At 63.9% G+C, this 15,076-nt stretch carries 11 protein-coding genes, 1 tRNA gene and 2 riboswitches; of the genes, 6 read left to right on the top strand and 6 right to left on the bottom strand.

Annotation, left to right across the window (positions count from 1 at the left end):
- Nucleotides 1-118: 118 nt before the first annotated feature.
- The 5 genes from gcvP to OKW44_RS30015 form a co-directional block, all read right to left on the bottom strand.
- Nucleotides 119-3,055 carry an aminomethyl-transferring glycine dehydrogenase gene (gcvP, locus tag OKW44_RS29995; RefSeq protein WP_018418838.1) on the bottom strand — a complete coding sequence of 979 codons (2,937 nt, stop codon included), beginning with the start codon at nucleotides 3,053-3,055 and terminating at the stop codon, nucleotides 119-121.
- Between the two features lie 68 nt (nucleotides 3,056-3,123).
- The gene (gene gcvH, locus OKW44_RS30000; protein WP_018418837.1) at nucleotides 3,124-3,504 is read right to left on the bottom strand and encodes a glycine cleavage system protein GcvH; all 381 of its coding nucleotides are present in this window, start codon (nucleotides 3,502-3,504) and stop codon (nucleotides 3,124-3,126) included.
- A gap of 59 nt (nucleotides 3,505-3,563) precedes the next feature.
- Nucleotides 3,564-4,679, bottom strand: a complete 1,116-nt coding sequence (gene gcvT / locus OKW44_RS30005; protein ID WP_018418836.1) for a glycine cleavage system aminomethyltransferase GcvT — start codon at nucleotides 4,677-4,679, stop codon at nucleotides 3,564-3,566.
- A gap of 80 nt (nucleotides 4,680-4,759) precedes the next feature.
- Nucleotides 4,760-4,920, bottom strand: a riboswitch (glycine riboswitch).
- Nucleotides 4,921-4,941: 21 nt separating this feature from the next.
- Nucleotides 4,942-5,043, bottom strand: a riboswitch (glycine riboswitch).
- Nucleotides 5,044-5,262: 219 nt separating this feature from the next.
- Nucleotides 5,263-5,613 (bottom strand): hypothetical protein, encoded by a 351-nt coding sequence (locus OKW44_RS30010; RefSeq protein ID WP_018418835.1) that lies wholly within the window; start codon nucleotides 5,611-5,613, stop codon nucleotides 5,263-5,265.
- A 218-nt stretch (nucleotides 5,614-5,831) separates the two neighbouring features.
- Complete coding sequence (locus OKW44_RS30015; protein WP_018418834.1) at nucleotides 5,832-6,881, bottom strand: oxidoreductase; 1,050 nt, start codon at nucleotides 6,879-6,881, stop codon at nucleotides 5,832-5,834.
- A 308-nt stretch (nucleotides 6,882-7,189) separates the two neighbouring features.
- On the opposite strand from OKW44_RS30015, the gene OKW44_RS30020 reads away from it, so the two are divergent.
- Nucleotides 7,190-9,280, top strand: coding sequence for a UvrD-helicase domain-containing protein (locus OKW44_RS30020; RefSeq protein WP_018418833.1), 2,091 nt, complete (start codon nucleotides 7,190-7,192; stop codon nucleotides 9,278-9,280).
- 120 nt (nucleotides 9,281-9,400) lie between these two features.
- Here the strand turns inward: OKW44_RS30020 and OKW44_RS30025 are convergent, their stop codons facing one another.
- Nucleotides 9,401-10,300 (bottom strand): c-type cytochrome, encoded by a 900-nt coding sequence (locus tag OKW44_RS30025; protein ID WP_018418832.1) that lies wholly within the window; start codon nucleotides 10,298-10,300, stop codon nucleotides 9,401-9,403.
- Nucleotides 10,301-10,608: 308 nt separating this feature from the next.
- On the opposite strand from OKW44_RS30025, the gene OKW44_RS30030 reads away from it, so the two are divergent.
- From OKW44_RS30030 to OKW44_RS30050, 5 genes are all read left to right on the top strand, one after another.
- Nucleotides 10,609-10,684 (top strand) — tRNA-Arg (locus OKW44_RS30030).
- 104 nt (nucleotides 10,685-10,788) lie between these two features.
- Nucleotides 10,789-11,856, top strand: coding sequence for a site-specific integrase (locus tag OKW44_RS30035; RefSeq protein ID WP_018418831.1), 1,068 nt, complete (start codon nucleotides 10,789-10,791; stop codon nucleotides 11,854-11,856).
- 83 nt (nucleotides 11,857-11,939) lie between these two features.
- Nucleotides 11,940-12,149, top strand: a complete 210-nt coding sequence (locus OKW44_RS30040) for a hypothetical protein (RefSeq protein ID WP_113061897.1) — start codon at nucleotides 11,940-11,942, stop codon at nucleotides 12,147-12,149.
- A gap of 25 nt (nucleotides 12,150-12,174) precedes the next feature.
- Nucleotides 12,175-12,453: a hypothetical protein gene (locus tag OKW44_RS30045; protein WP_018418829.1), complete on the top strand. Its 279-nt coding sequence runs from the start codon at nucleotides 12,175-12,177 to the stop codon at nucleotides 12,451-12,453.
- Between the two features lie 125 nt (nucleotides 12,454-12,578).
- Nucleotides 12,579-15,053, top strand: coding sequence for a DotA/TraY family protein (locus OKW44_RS30050; RefSeq protein WP_239499016.1), 2,475 nt, complete (start codon nucleotides 12,579-12,581; stop codon nucleotides 15,051-15,053).
- Nucleotides 15,054-15,076: the final 23 nt, after the last annotated feature.

Genomic DNA, 15,076 nt, shown 5'->3' on the forward strand with positions numbered 1-15,076 from the left:
ATTCGGTGTGTGATGTTAGCCGGTTGCGGCTTTCAACGACAGGACCGCGGGTGGACCGCTCGCAAACGCCGACGGACCTTCACGGCGCCGCGCATGACGTCTCGCCGACTCGCGCCGCTTACTCGTAATCGGCGATCGGCACGCACGAGCAGAACAGGTTGCGATCGCCGTACACGTTGTCCGCGCGACCGACCGGCGGCCAGTACTTGTTCGCGATCAGCGTCTTCAGCGGGTAGGCGGCGGTCTCGCGCGCATACGCATGCTTCCAGTCGTCAGAAATCACGACCGCCGCCGTGTGCGGCGCGTGCTTCAGCGGATTGTCCTCGCGGTCCGCGCGGCCTTCCTCGACCGCGCGGATTTCCTCGCGGATCGCGATCATCGCCTCGATGAAGCGGTCGAGCTCTTCTTTCGACTCCGACTCGGTCGGTTCGACCATCAGCGTGCCCGGTACCGGGAAGCTCATCGTCGGCGCGTGGAAGCCATAGTCGGCGAGGCGCTTCGCGACGTCGTCGACGGTAATGCCGCTCGTGTCCTTGATCGGACGCAGATCGAGAATGCACTCGTGAGCGACGAGGCCGCCCGGGCCCGAGTACAACACCGGATAGTGCGGCGCGAGCTTGTTGGCGACGTAGTTCGCGTTGAGGATCGCGGTTTCGGTCGCGGCGGTCAGGTTCTTCGCGCCCATCATCGCAATGTACATCCACGAGATCGGCAGGATCGACGCCGAGCCGTACGGCGCGGCCGACACCGCGCCGATGCCATCGTCCGCGCGCTGGTAGCCCGACGAGGTCTGGTTCGGCAGGAACTGCGCGAGATGCGCGCCGACCGCGACCGGACCGACGCCCGGTCCTCCGCCGCCGTGCGGAATGCAGAAGGTCTTGTGCAGGTTCAGGTGCGAGACGTCGCCGCCGAACTGACCCGGCGCGCACAGGCCGACCATCGCGTTCATGTTCGCGCCGTCCACGTACACCTGGCCGCCGTGCGCATGCACGATCTCGCAGATTTCGCGGACGTTCTGTTCGAACACGCCGTGCGTCGACGGGTACGTGATCATGATCGCCGCGAGCTTATCGGCGTGCTGCGCGGCCTTCTTCTTCAGGTCTTCGATATCGACGTTGCCCTGCGCGTCGCATGCGACGACCACGACCTGCATGCCGGCCATTTGCGCCGACGCCGGGTTCGTGCCGTGCGCCGAAGCGGGAATCAGACAGACATCGCGATGCGCTTCGCCGCGCGACGCGTGATAGGCGTGGATGATCAAAAGGCCCGCGTACTCGCCCTGCGAGCCCGCGTTCGGCTGCAGCGACACGGCCGCATAGCCGGTCGCGGCGACCAGCATCTCTTCGAGCTGATCGATCATCTCGCGGTAGCCGACGGTCTGTTCGGTCGGTGCGAACGGATGGATCTGGCCGAACTCGGGCCACGTGACCGGCAGCATTTCCGACGTCGCATTCAGCTTCATCGTGCAGGAGCCGAGCGGGATCATCGAGCGATCGAGTGCGAGGTCCTTGTCCGACAGACTGCGCAGATAGCGCAGCATTTCCGTTTCCGAATGATGACGGTTGAACACGTGATGCGTCAGGTACGCGCTCGTGCGTTCGAGCGCGGCCGGCACCGACGCAGAGTTCGATGCGTTGAGCGCGGTGTCGAGCGCGTCGACTTGCGGCACGTCGCTCGCGAAGGCCGCTTGAGCGAACACCGCGAGCAGGTCGGCCAGATCGTGGCGCGTGGTGGTTTCGTCGATCGACAGGCCGACTTGCGTCGCGCTCACGTGGCGCAGGTTGATGCACCTGGCCGTAGCCGCGTCGTGCAGCGCTTGCGTGCGGGCGCCGGTGTCGAACGTGAGCGTGTCGAAGAAAGTTTCGTTGACGAGCTTATAGCCAAGCTGCTTCGCGCCTTCGGCGAGCAGCGTGGCGATGCGATTGACGCGCAGTGCGATCGTCTTCAGGCCACGCGGGCCGTGATAGACCGCGTACATGCTCGCCATGATCGCGAGCAGCGCCTGCGCGGTGCACACGTTCGAGGTCGCCTTCTCGCGGCGGATGTGTTGCTCGCGCGTTTGCAGCGCGAGACGCAGCGCGGGGTTGCCTTGCGCGTCGACGGTTACGCCGACCAGACGTCCCGGCATTTGCCGCTTGAATTCGTCGCGCACCGCGAGGTACGCGGCATGCGGGCCGCCGAAGCCGACCGGCACGCCGAAACGCTGCGTATTGCCGACCGCGACGTCCGCGCCCCATTCGCCCGGCGGCGTAAGCAGCGTCAGCGCGAGCAGGTCGGCGGCGACGACGACATGGCCGCCCGCCGCGTGGATCGCTTCGGTCAGCGCGCGGTAGTCGCGCACGTCGCCGTTCACGCCCGGGTATTGCAGCAGCACGCCGAATGCGTTGGCGTCGGCGGCTTCAGCGGCCGGGCCGACTTTCACTTCGATGCCGACCGGCGTCGCGCGCGTCTTCACTACTTCGATGGTCTGCGGCAGCACGTCGTCGGCAACGAAGAACACGTTCGACTTCGGTTTGCCGACGCGTTGCAGCAGCGTCATCGCTTCGGCGGCGGCGGTCGCTTCGTCGAGCAGCGATGCGTTCGAGATCGCGAGGCCGGTCAGGTCGGTGACCATCTGCTGGAAGTTCAGGAGCGCTTCCAGACGGCCTTGGGAAATTTCAGGCTGGTACGGCGTGTACGCGGTGTACCACGCCGGATTTTCGAGCACGTTGCGCAGGATCACCGTCGGCGTATGGGCGTTGTAATAGCCCTGGCCGATGTAGGAGCGGAACACCTGGTTCTTGTCCGCGAGCTCGCGCAAGGCGGCGAGCGCTTCGGCTTCGCTCTTCGGTTGCGCGAAGGGGCCGAGCGGCAGCGTTTCGGTGCGGCGGATCGTCTTCGGGATGACGGCGTCGATCAATGCCGCGCGCGACGCGAAGCCGAGCGCTTCGAGCATCGCTTGCTGGTCGGCCGTATCCGGGCCGATATGCCGTTCGGCGAAGGCGTCGTGCACTTCGAGCGCGGCGAGCGAGAGAGGAGTGCGGTTCATCAGACGATCCGGGTGTTCGAGCTTCATGGGTGTTCCTGGCGGCGCGGCGCGCCGTTGTGCGAGCGCCGCGCCTGACGGTTAAAACAAAAGGCGACTCAGGCGCCGATCGACTTCGCGTACGCCTCGGCGTCGATCAGACGGTCGAGCGACGCATCGGCGGCCGGCTTGATCTTGAACAGCCAGCTGTCGTACGGCGTGCTGTTGACGGTTTCGGGCGAGTCCGCGACGGTCATGTTCGCCTCGATGACTTCGCCCGAAACCGGCGCGTAGATATCGGAAGCGGCCTTCACCGATTCGATCACGGCGACGGTGTCGCCCGCGGTCACGGATTTGCCGAGTTCCTGGACTTCGAAGAAGACGATGTCGCCGAGCGCTTCCTGCGCGTGATCGGTGATGCCGACCGTCAGCGTGCCGTCCGCTTCGGTGCGGACCCATTCGTGCGATTCGGTGTATTTCAGTTCGGCCGGGATGCTCATTGGATGCTCCTGAACGGTATGTTCGGTAGTGTTTGAATGTAGGGGCGTGCGCCGGCCGCCTAGACCGCCAGCACCTTGCCGTTGCGCACGAACGGCAGTTTTACCACGCTTGCGGGACAGGCTTTGTCGCGAATCTGGACGTGCACGGTGTCGCCCGACCGCACGCCTTTCGGCACGCGCGCGAAGGCGATCGATTCCTGCATGGTCGGCGAGAACGTGCCGCTGGTGATTTCGCCGTCGCCGTGCGGCGTGACGACTTTCTGATGCGCGCGCAGCACGCCCGCGGCCTTGCCGTTTTCCTTCAGCAGCATCAGGCCGACGAACGCGGCGCGCGAGCCGTCGGCTTCGAGGCTGCTCTTGCCGACGAACTCGCGCGGCGAGGCCAGGTCGACGGTCCATGCGAGGCCGGCGTCGAGCGGCGAGACATTGTCGTCCATGTCCTGGCCGTACAGGTTCATGCCGGCTTCGAGGCGCAGCGTATCGCGCGCGCCGAGACCGGCCGGGCGCACGCCGTGGGCCGCGAGCGCATTCCACAGCGCTTCGACGTGGGTAGCCGGCACGATGATCTCGAAGCCGTCTTCACCGGTATAGCCGGTGCGCGCGACGGTCAGCTCGCCGAACGGCGTGCCGTCGACGCGCGCGGCGTTGAACGGCTTCAGCGCTTCAGTCGCGGCGCGCGCGGCCGGCACGGTTTGCCAGGCCTTTTCGCGTGCGTTCGGGCCTTGCACGGCGACGATCGCCAGATCGCGGCGCGGCGTGATGGTGAGACCGAAGCCGCCCGCGTTGAGCTGGCCGAACCAGGCGATGTCTTTGTCGGCGGTGCCGGCGTTGACGACCACGCGGAAGTGGTCTTCGGCGAAGTAATAGACGATCAGATCGTCGATCACGCCGCCGTTCGGATTCAGCATGCAGGAGTAGAGCGCGCGGCCCGGCGTTTGCAGCTTCGCGACGTTGTTCGCGAGCGCGTATTCGAAGAACGCGCGGACGCGCTCGCCGGTGAAGTCGACCACGCACATGTGGGACACGTCGAACATGCCGGCGTCGGTGCGCACCGCGCGATGTTCCTCGATCTGCGAGCCGTAGTTGACGGGCATGTCCCAGCCGCCGAAGTCGATCATGCGAGCATTGAGCGCGCGGTGAGCGGCGTGGAGCGGGGTGTGTTTGAGTTCGGTCATGGGGCCTCGGGCATCTCGCGAAACAAAAAAGGTCATGCGGCGCACTGCCTCGCGGCCGTGTGCCTGCGAGCGTGCTTCTGCATGACCCCTCTGTCCTCGATACCTGAGAGATTGCGCCGCCGCGACTGGCTCAATGAGCTCGATCCATCACGGTGAAACGCGCGCCCCTTCGGTGGGCAGCCGGCCTGCGGTGCACGACGTGCGACGCGGATGGCTACTGCCGCTCTCCAGAGTGCGAAAAAGCCGCCGGAAGACGGGTTTTTCGACGCGGTCGGTCCTTTTGCCTGAGAGTTTGCGGGTGTGCCCCTTCGGCGGCGCGGCCTGCGATTTTTCGCCTGCCAGCACGCTCTCCCGACGCGTGCGGCGAATGTACGCGACGGGCCGGGGCTTGTCAAATAAAGGCCCGGGAGCGGTGTGGGGCCGGCTGTGGCTGTTCGGGGGCGTCAAAAAGAAAAGCGCGGACCGTGGTGCCCGCGCTTTTCAGTTGCTTCTCCCGGTGCCATCCGTGACCGCACGATGAGCGGTAGTGGGGGCTCACCTGGTGGCTCGTTTGCCGATTCGGTTTGCCCACTTGCTCGCAGACTCACTCGCCGATCGCATGAGCCGCATTGTCCAGTTCCTGATTCAGCACGCGCTGTTCTTCCGCGGACAGACCGCCGCCATGCTGTGCGGCCATGTCATGCGCTTCCTGGCGAATCGTCTCGAGACGGTGATGCAGCGCGGCGCCTTGCGGCGGCGGGTAATAGCCCTGATTCACGCGGTTATCGATACGGTGCGCGAGATTGTCGATGCGGCCGTCGACCTGATGCAGACGCTGGTCCGCGATCTGCTGCGGAGTCGGGCCCGGATGCGGCGCCGGCGGGGGCGTTACCACGCAGGCGGCGACGGAGCCGAGCAGCGCGCATGCAACAAGGGCACGGATGATTCGAGACATGGATTCTCCCGGAGTCGTTGTCGTGTTGGGTTGCTACCTCACTAGCAACGGCTGACGAAGAACGCCCGCTGACTCTGCAGCGGGCGAATTTGTAACGTTATGTTCCTTTCCGGAACGTCAGGAAAGCCCGCGCCGACAACCTTCGCGGCGCTAAAGGCGGTCCCGTTTTTGGTACACAGCTCGTGGTGTCGCGGTGTCGACGCGCAGCGCGGCGGGGCTCAGCGAATCCGCTCGAACGGCAGTCGCACGCCCTGCTCGGAACTGCGCGCGGCTAGGTCGATGATCGTCATCACGTCGACCGCGTCGCGCGTGCTGATCGGAAATGCGACGCGGTTCTGGATCGCGTCGGCCAACGCAATATAGAAGCCTGCGTACTCGCCGTTGCGGGTCGGCAATTCGCACTCGACTTCCTCGTCGCCTTCGAGCACGCGCAGCACGCCGGGGCTGTTGCCGGCGCCGAAGCCTGCGTCGCCGGGGCGCAGGCCCGCTTTCAGCTGATCTTCCTGGGTGTCGAGGCCGTACTTCACGTAGCTGCCGCGCGTGCCGTGGATAGCAAAGCGCGCTCCCGGCAACGCGGTCAGCGCGCTTGCGTGCAGCACGACCTCGAACTCGTCGTAGCCGAGCTGGATGTGCACGTAGTCGGGTGCACTTGCGTCGTCGCGATGGGTGCGCACCGTCGCCGATACGGTCTTCGGCGCGCCGAAGAGGGCGAGCGCCTGGTCGATCAGATGCGGACCGAGATCGAACAGCAGACCGCCGCCGCGCGTCACGTCTTCGCGCCAGCGCTGACGCACGCCCGGCCGGAAGCGGTCGAAATGCGATTCGTACTGCGTGAGGCGACCCAGTTCCACGCGCGCGAGCAGATCGCGCACGGTCAGAAAATCGCCGTCCCAGCGGCGGTTGTGAAAGGGCGCGAACAGCTTGCCGCGCGCGAGCGCGATATTGGCAAGCGTGTGGGCGTCGGCGGCGCTCAGCGTGACAGGCTTGTCGACGACCACATGCTTGCCGGCTTCGAGGGTGCGGCGCGCGAGGTCGAAGTGGGTGTCGTTGGGCGTCGCGATCACGACGCAGTCGATGTCGTCGAGCGCAAGCAGCGCGTCGAGATCGGCGACGATTTTCGCGTGCGGATAGTCGGCGTGCGCGCGCTCGGATTGCCCGGTCGCAATCGCGGCGACCCTCGCGCGTCCGCAGTGTTCGATCACCGGTGCGTGAAACGTCGCGCCGGCGAAGCCGTAGCCCATCAATCCAATTTTCAGCGTTGCGGACATGCGAGTCTTCCTGGAGGAGCGGCGCGCCGCCTTGCCACCGCGGCGGCGGCGCGCAATCTCATCATTGTGGCATTTGTGGGCTGGACTGGGGGCTGAGCATGACGGCCGGCCTTGCGCGCAGCCCGTCGGGGCGTCCGAACCATCGAGGCATCCAACGAGGGCGTCCATCGCGGTGGCCATCGCGGTGGCCATGTTAACATCGCACCTCTCGCGCGCATTGCGCCGCGCAGCATGCCCCGGGCCTTCGGCCGGCGCCACCCGCCGGTCCGAGCTCAGCGGCCCTCAACCGTATTACCCATCCACAAACGATGTCCGCAGGCCTGAACCCCGCTCAAAGTGAAGCGGTCCGTTATCTCGACGGCCCCTGTCTCGTGCTCGCCGGCGCCGGCAGCGGCAAGACGCGCGTGATCACGCAGAAAATCGCGCACCTGATCGAAGCGAAGGGCTTCGAGCCACGCCACATCGCCGCCGTCACGTTCACGAACAAGGCCGCGGCGGAGATGCGCGAGCGCGTCGGCAAGCTGCTCGAAGGCAAGACGCTGACCGCACCCGGCAAGGAAGGCCGCAAGGTGCCCGTGAACCAGCTGACGGTGTGTACCTTCCACTCGCTAGGCGTGCAGATTTTGCGTCAGGAGGCGGAGCATGTCGGCCTGAAGCCGCAGTTCTCGATCATGGATTCCGACGACTGCTTCGGCATGATCCAGGAACAGGTCGGCTCGACGGACAAGGGCTTCATTCGCAAGATCCAGTCGATCATCTCGCTGTGGAAGAATGGCCTGATCATGCCCGAGCAGGCGATCGCGACCGCCTCGACCGAGGACGAGCATCAGGCGGCGATCGTCTATCGCAACTACGTGGCGACGCTGCATGCGTACCAGGCGGTCGATTTCGACGATCTGATCCGCCTGCCCGCCGAACTGTTCGCGAGCAACGAGCAGGTGCGCGACCGCTGGCAGAACAAGCTGCGCTATCTGCTGATCGACGAGTATCAGGACACCAACGCGTGCCAGTACGAACTGGTGAAGCTCCTGGCCGGCAAGCGCGCGGCGTTCACGGCGGTCGGCGACGACGATCAGGCGATCTACGGCTGGCGCGGCGCGACCCTCGAAAACCTCGGCCAGCTCGGCAAGGATTTTCCGAACCTGCATCTGATCAAGCTCGAGCAGAATTACCGCTCGACGGTGCGGATCCTGACCGCCGCGAACAACGTGATCGCGAACAACCCGAAGCTGTTCGAGAAGAAGCTGTGGTCCGAGCACGGCATGGGCGACACGATCACGGTGACGGGCTGCAACGACGAGGAGCACGAGGCGGAGTCCGTCGTGTTTCGGCTGTCCGCGCACAAGTTCGAGCGGCGCGCGAATTTCCGCGACTACGCGATCCTCTATCGCGGCAACTTCCAGGCGCGCATCTTCGAGCAGGTGCTGCGCCGCGAACGGATTCCGTACGTGCTGTCGGGCGGCCAGTCGTTCTTCGATAAGGCCGAGATCAAGGACATCTGCGCGTACCTGCGTCTGATCGCCAACGCGAACGACGATCCCGCGTTCATCCGCGCGATCACGACACCGCGTCGCGGCGTCGGCAATACGACGCTGGAGGCGCTCGGCGCGTTCGCGGGTCAGGCGAAGGTGTCGCTGTTCGAGGCGGTCTACATGGGCGGCATCGAGGCGCGTTTGTCGCCGCGTCAGATCGAGCCGATGCGCGCGTTCTGCGACTTCATGCAGCGCCTGACCGACCGCGCGGAGAAGGACGCGGCGGGCACGCTGCTCAATGAGCTGATGGAGGCGATCCACTACGAAGCGTATCTGTACGACGCGTTCGACGAACGCCAGGCGCAGGCGAAGTGGCAGAACGTGCTGGAGTTCATCGAGTGGCTCAAGCGCAAGGGCACGAAGGAAGAGCCGGAGCACGGCAGTGGCAGCGAAGCGACCGGCTACGACACCGCCGACGGCTTCGGCGACACTGGCAAGAACCTGCTCGGGCTGATCCAGACGGTCGCGCTGATGTCGATGCTCGAAGGCCGCGAGGAAGATCCGGATGCGGTACGGCTGTCGACCGTGCATGCGTCGAAGGGGCTCGAGTATCCGCACGTGTTCCTGGTCGGCGTCGAGGAAGGCATCATGCCGCATCGCGGCGGCGCGGACGACGAGCCGATCGACGACGCGCGCATCGAGGAGGAACGCCGGCTGATGTACGTCGCGATCACGCGCGCGCAGCGCAGCCTGCATCTGAACTGGTGCAAGAAGCGCAAGCGGGCGCGGGAGACGGTCGTCTGCGAGGCGTCGCGCTTCATCAACGAAATGCTGCTCGACGATGCGCCGCCGCCGACACCGGAAGAAGCGCCGATGTCGCCGAAGGACCGGCTCGCGAGCCTGAAGGCGTTGTTGCAGAAGTTGTGAGCGGGCGGGACTGCAAGTGCCCGCCAGTTGCGGTTGCTTGCGATTGCACATAAAAAATCCCTGCATCGCGTTAGCGCATGCAGGGATTTTTCATTTCAGCGACGGCCGATGCCGCGTGCTTTACTTCACCGCGCTGACCATATAGTCGACCGCGGCCTTCACGTCCGCATCCGATGCATTCGAGCCGCCCTTCGGCGGCATCGCGCCCTTGCCGTGCAGCGCGTAGTTATAGACGGTGTCCATCGGGTCCTTCAGGCGTGGCGCCCATGCTTCCTTGTCGCCGAACTTCGGCGCGTTCAGCACGCCGGCCGCGTGACAGGCCTGGCATACCGACTGATACAGCGCCTTGCCGGCCTGCGAGGCGTCCGCGCTTTGCGCGCCAGCTGCTGCCGGGGCGGGAGTCTGCGGCACGCTGGCCATTGCGGCCATCGCCGCGGCGGCCTGGGCCGCGCCCGCATCCGATGCACCTGCTGCACCGGACGCCGCTGTCGCGCCGGATGCCGCGGCCGCGCCCGCCGCCGGCTGGGCCGGCTCGGGGAAGCTCGCGCCCGAATTGTTCGCCATATAGACGACCGCGCGCGCGATCTCGAAGTCACTGTAGTCGTCGGGGCTCGTGCCGCCGCGCGGCGGCATGGCGCCCTTGCCGGACAGCGCGGTGTGCCACAGCGTGTCGAAGCCCTGCGCGATGCGCGGCGCCCAGTCGGCGGTGTTGGTGAATTTCGGCGCGCCTGCGGCACCCGACGCGTGACACGCCGAGCAGACCGCCTTGTAGACTTCCTCGCCGCTCTTGTAGACGCGCGGTGCGTTGGCGTCGCGGATCTCGACTTGGGCGATCGGATGGATGCGGGAGGTGACTTCGGCTTCCGAGAGAGAGTCGGTGCCGGCGCCGGTGCGCGTCGAATTATCGACGTAGACGGCGAGCAGAACGATGATGACGATCGGCACGGCAAACCCGGCGATGACCGCGGCGATGAGCTGTGCTGGGGTTTTGATCGGGGCTCCGTGTGGTGCTTCGCTCATGCTTGTCTAGTCTCCGTGGGTGTGTGAGCGGTACAGCGCGACGGCAACTTCTTGTTCTTTATCAGCCACGGACGATTATAGACGCAAGCTTTCGGCGGCGGCGAGGTGCCCAGGACGGTGTTCAGCAGGCGTTTACCCGGATCGGCATGGACGATGGCAGGGGTCGGGGAAGACGCTGGGATGGGCGTCGGAGGCCGTCCTGTGGACGGTTCGGCCGAAACCGGGTATCCTTGCGGTCTCTCGCGTTGGCGTCGCGTCCGTTCTGGTTGGCGCGCTTTCGCGTAGATTCCCCGCAGTTTTGTGGTGAAGCGCCCGTAGCTCAATGGATAGAGTACTGCCCTCCGAAGGCAGGGGTTGCTGGTTCGATCCCAGCCGGGCGCACCAAATAGAATCAAGGGATTAGCAAGAATTCCGAGATTCGTTCCTCGCCCACTTCCCGAGGCTCCCGTAAATTTTCCGCACTAGCGTTGCGGAGGGGAACGGGAAGCATGCCAAGCATCATCAAGCGCTCCAGTCGGGGCACCACTAAATACGAAGCCCAGATCAGAAAAAAGGGCGGCGTATCGATCTCCAGAACATTCCCGTCGCGTCGCGAAGCGCAAGTTTGGGCTGCGACCATCGAGAGCGAGATCGTGCGGGGAGTGTTTGTTGATCGCACCAGCGCGGAGCGCACTACGCTCGCGGACCTCTTGGAACGCTATGGACGGGAGATTTCGCCATACAAAAAAGGTGGCGACCTCGAAATCTTACGTATCCAGTGCCTTATCAGCGACCCCTTGGCCCGGATCAGGATCGCCGCGCTTACGGGTACGCATATCGCCCAATATCGCGACCGACGATTAGCCGGAGACACTAAGCGTAAGCCAGTTTCCGGGTCCACAGTCAATCGCGAACTCACCATCATCAGTCATGTGCTCACCATTGCCAGCAAGGAGTGGGGAGTCCACGTCCACACCAATCCAGTTTCCCAAATTCGCCGCCCGCGCGAAAACCGCGCGCGCACTCGTCGCCTTCGTCGTGATGAAGAAGAGCGCTTGCTCGCTGAATTGGGACCAAATCCAGATGACGTTGCTCGTGGCTATGGAGCCGGGGGCTGTCGCGGTTGCCGGAACGAATACATGCGGCCGATCGTTGTCTTGGCGGTTGAAACAGCCATGCGACGTAGCGAGATCCTATCGCTGCGTTGGAGTGACGTGTTTCTTGAGGAGCGCTATGTCCGCCTACACGACACGAAGAATGGCGATGCGAGGGACGTTCCCTTGTCGTCACGCGCTATCCAAACGCTGACCGAACTTTCAACCAAGGATCGCCGTATCGATGGTCGAGTGTTCCCCGTTTCGGCTGAAGCGCTCAAACAATCGTTCGTCCGTGCCTGCGAACGCGCGGGCATCCGCGACTTGCGGTTCCACGACCTCCGGCACGAAGCGACTAGTCGGATTAGCGAACGCCTCGATAACGTTTTGGAGCTCTCGGCAGTGACTGGCCATAAAACGGTCCAAATGCTGAAGCGCTATTACCACCCGCGTGCGAGTGACCTGGCCCGAAAGCTCGGCTGATTGTTTCAAAAAGCGGCGTGTTGGCCGGCGGCTACCGGCCAATACGCCTGACCACAACTCACCTGAACAAGAGAGGTGAAATCATGGCTGCTCCCATTCTACTGGCCCACCCGCTCACCAGCCTGTCACCTGATTGCGAACTGTCCTTAGTCTTTGAAAGAGAAGACCCGTTTCACATGCCTCTTGAGCGCTTGGAAACGCTAATCGAGCGCAGCGAACCAGGCGAAATGAGGGCCTACCTGTTTGGCTTGTATGACTTGCGTCGCGCCGTGGTCTACGCAGGGGGGTACTGACATGCGAAAGGTCATTTGCGCGTGCATGCTCGCTGCCGCGTCGCCGCTGGTTATGGCTCAGACCGCCTCGGAAATCATCTCCGGAACGAGCGGCGTCCAGCGCGCGCCGGGGTCAACTCCGGACGATCCGCTGGCCGCCAAGCTGATCGCGATCGATCCGGCGCAGGCCTCGTTTGTCGAGACTTACAACGCAAGCATTGAGGCGCTCTATAACCGACCGACCACGTATTACCAGGTGATCGGTGGCTACTGCGTGCCCGCTCCCATGACGGAGCGTCAATTCTTCTCTCTGACCCGGCGCTGATGCAACATGGACTTTCGAGAATTTTCCCGCGTTGTGTCGGCGACGCTGGCCGTCATCCGCCGTCGCCGTGCGCGTGGCGGTTTCACGCATGAGCAATTCAGGGACGCTTGCTTGATTGCCCAGGTGTGCGTGCTCGTGCATTGCTTCCTGTTCGCTTCGCTTTGGTGGGCGCGCATCCATCACGGCAGGGGAAGCTGGTCGAATTGGCTCGGCGTCGCCGTGGCCGTCGCGTGGGTCATTTTTTTCTGGGGATTCCTACTGAGGCAGGCGTACAAAGCACTCGAAAACGAAGTTGCGAGGGAGATCCGACAATGAGCAGCGACCAATCAAAGACAAACGACCTCTCCGGTTGCTTCGCTCATGCAGCCCTATGCTCGCGACATCGCGTTTCAATGGGCAAGGTCAAGCGAGCCGCAACTGCCGTGGTTATCACGCTGACATCGGTAACGTCCTTTGCGCAGTCGTCTGTGTCGATGGGCGACATCCAGAACGCCGCAAACCGAAGTGGCGACAAGTCGATGTCGCTGCTGGAACTGGTCTACGGGTCGGTGGTACACAACCCGCTTGCGGCCGGTGGCGGGTCGGGAGGCATGCTTGCGCAAATGTTCCTCGTGCTGAACTCGTGCATGCTCGCGGTCGGTGCGATTTGGGCCATGTATCACTTTGGTTCCGCGATGATAGCGACTGGGCAGGACGGTGAGTTCATGGGGCAGAAGAAATCGTCACCATGGTTCATCATCCGCTTGGGCGCGGGCTTCGCTGGCCTCGTTCCTATGTTCGGCGGCTACTGTGGCGCACAGATGGTGATGCTGTGGGGAACAATGCTCGGCGTTGGCATTGCGAACCTGTCGCTCGACCCGGCGGTTTCAGTGATCAACAGCGGTGGCTCGATGATTGCAACGCCAGCTTCGCCGCAGGCCACCACACTGGCGAAGGCTCTCTTCGAAGCGAACCTTTGCGCGCAGGCGGCCAACACGGCGATCGCCAACATGCCGAACGACAGCGGCGTGTCCGTCGATCCGGCCGAGAGTTTCACCGCGATCACGACGAGCAGCAAGGTCGTGCTCATGAACCAACGCGGCCTTTCGTGCGGCGGAGCGGAGATCGACATTACGCAACCGCCGACGCTGCCAGCGTATGACGGCATGGCCGTGTATTCGCTTGACCCGGCATCGATCTACTCGCAGATGCTCAGCGCACACCAGAGCGCATTGAGCACGCTCCAGTCCACGTTGTCTGCTGCTGCGCAAGCTTACGTGTCGTCCGTGAACGGGCAGACGCAGCCGGCAGATCCGCAGGACACGATCAATCAGGCCGCGCTCAAGTACCAGACTACGATTTCGCAGGCGATATTGAATTCCTCGACCGCAATCAGCGGACTCGCGAGCGTGATCCAATCGAACCTTCAACGCGACGGCTGGATCATGATGGGCGCGTGGTATCAGACTTTCGCGCAGGCCAACTCGCAAGTGACTACACTGGCAAACGCGACGGCGGCCGCTGTGCCGGGCACTGATGCCGACAACATGCCGTACCCGCAGCTATACCGGAAGGTCAGCGCGACGTATGCGCAGCAGAATCAACAAGACGCGTCGGTGGCCACTGCACAGAGTCGTACCAATCCGTCCGGAAGCGGCATTACGGGCCTGACGGACGCGAAGAGCATTTTCGGGAAGATCTTCGACGGCCAAGGCATGGTGAAGTGGGCGGTCAACCTGAACTCCGGTCAAGGGCCGGGAGGCACGACGAATCCGCTGATCGGCATGAAGAACCTTGGAGACTACATTCTCGACGCTGGTTGGACCGCGCTCGGCGCATATGCCGCCTTGAAGGGCTTGGAGGGGGCTTCGGACTCCAATGTTGGAAAGTTGATAGGCGTGGTCGGAGACGTGGCGACAGGAGGGATCGTCGGTGCCGCCAAGGGCGCGGCAAAAGGCGTCCTCGATGCGTTGGCACCGTTCGTCGTGGTCATGTGCATCACGTTGTTCTTTTTCGGCGCGATGCTGTCGATCTACATTCCGATGCTTCCGTTCATCATCTGGTTCAGCGGCGTATTGTCGTGGTACGCCGTCGTCGGTGAGTCGATGGTTGCGTCGCCGCTGTGGGCGATGACGCACCTCGACGGCGAAGGGGAGGGTATGGGCCAGCGGCCGACGCACGGCTACATCTTTTTGCTCAACGTCATGTTCCGGCCGGTATTCATGGAGATAGGCTTCGTCCTCGCGGGAGCCGGCATCGTCGTGCTTGGCACACTGCTGAACACGATGTTCGGCGTTGCCATGCAGAACGCTCAATACGACTCCACGACGGGCCTCGTGAGCATCATCGGCTACATCGTGCTCTATGTCGGCATGTGTCAGACGTTGTGCAACAGCACGTTCAGCCTGATTCACATCGTTCCCGACCAGGTGTTCTCTTGGGTCGGTGGCCAGATGGCGTCGCGGATGCCGGAACTGGAGGATCGTGTGAACCGGCTCTTCGGTGGAGGTCTCGGTCAAGCCGGCAATACGGCACGCGGCCAAGTGCCTGCAATTTTGGGAGGTAACGGCTCGCCCGCCGACCCGAAAGACGTTGATCGTATTCCCCGCGAACGCATGTAGCGAATGCCCCGTCGGCGCGAGGG

Origin of the sequence: Paraburkholderia lebeckiae, from assembly GCF_050436325.1 — a bacterium.
Lineage (GTDB): Bacteria > Pseudomonadota > Gammaproteobacteria > Burkholderiales > Burkholderiaceae > Paraburkholderia > Paraburkholderia tuberum.

Bases quoted from the DNA above. Each gene is read 5' to 3' on its own strand.
- OKW44_RS30015 (WP_018418834.1), bottom strand. From the start codon at position 6,881: ATGTCCGCAACGCTGAAAATTGGATTGATGGGCTACGGCTTCGCCGGC.
- OKW44_RS30040 (WP_113061897.1), top strand. From the start codon at position 11,940: ATGGCTGCTCCCATTCTACTGGCCCACCCGCTCACCAGCCTGTCACCT.
- OKW44_RS30020 (WP_018418833.1), top strand. From the start codon at position 7,190: ATGTCCGCAGGCCTGAACCCCGCTCAAAGTGAAGCGGTCCGTTATCTC.
- OKW44_RS30010 (WP_018418835.1), bottom strand. From the start codon at position 5,613: ATGTCTCGAATCATCCGTGCCCTTGTTGCATGCGCGCTGCTCGGCTCC.
- gcvH (WP_018418837.1), bottom strand. From the start codon at position 3,504: ATGAGCATCCCGGCCGAACTGAAATACACCGAATCGCACGAATGGGTC.
- OKW44_RS30045 (WP_018418829.1), top strand. From the start codon at position 12,175: ATGCTCGCTGCCGCGTCGCCGCTGGTTATGGCTCAGACCGCCTCGGAA.
- OKW44_RS30035 (WP_018418831.1), top strand. From the start codon at position 10,789: ATGCCAAGCATCATCAAGCGCTCCAGTCGGGGCACCACTAAATACGAA.
- gcvP (WP_018418838.1), bottom strand. From the start codon at position 3,055: ATGAAGCTCGAACACCCGGATCGTCTGATGAACCGCACTCCTCTCTCG.
- OKW44_RS30025 (WP_018418832.1), bottom strand. From the start codon at position 10,300: ATGAGCGAAGCACCACACGGAGCCCCGATCAAAACCCCAGCACAGCTC.
- gcvT (WP_018418836.1), bottom strand. From the start codon at position 4,679: ATGACCGAACTCAAACACACCCCGCTCCACGCCGCTCACCGCGCGCTC.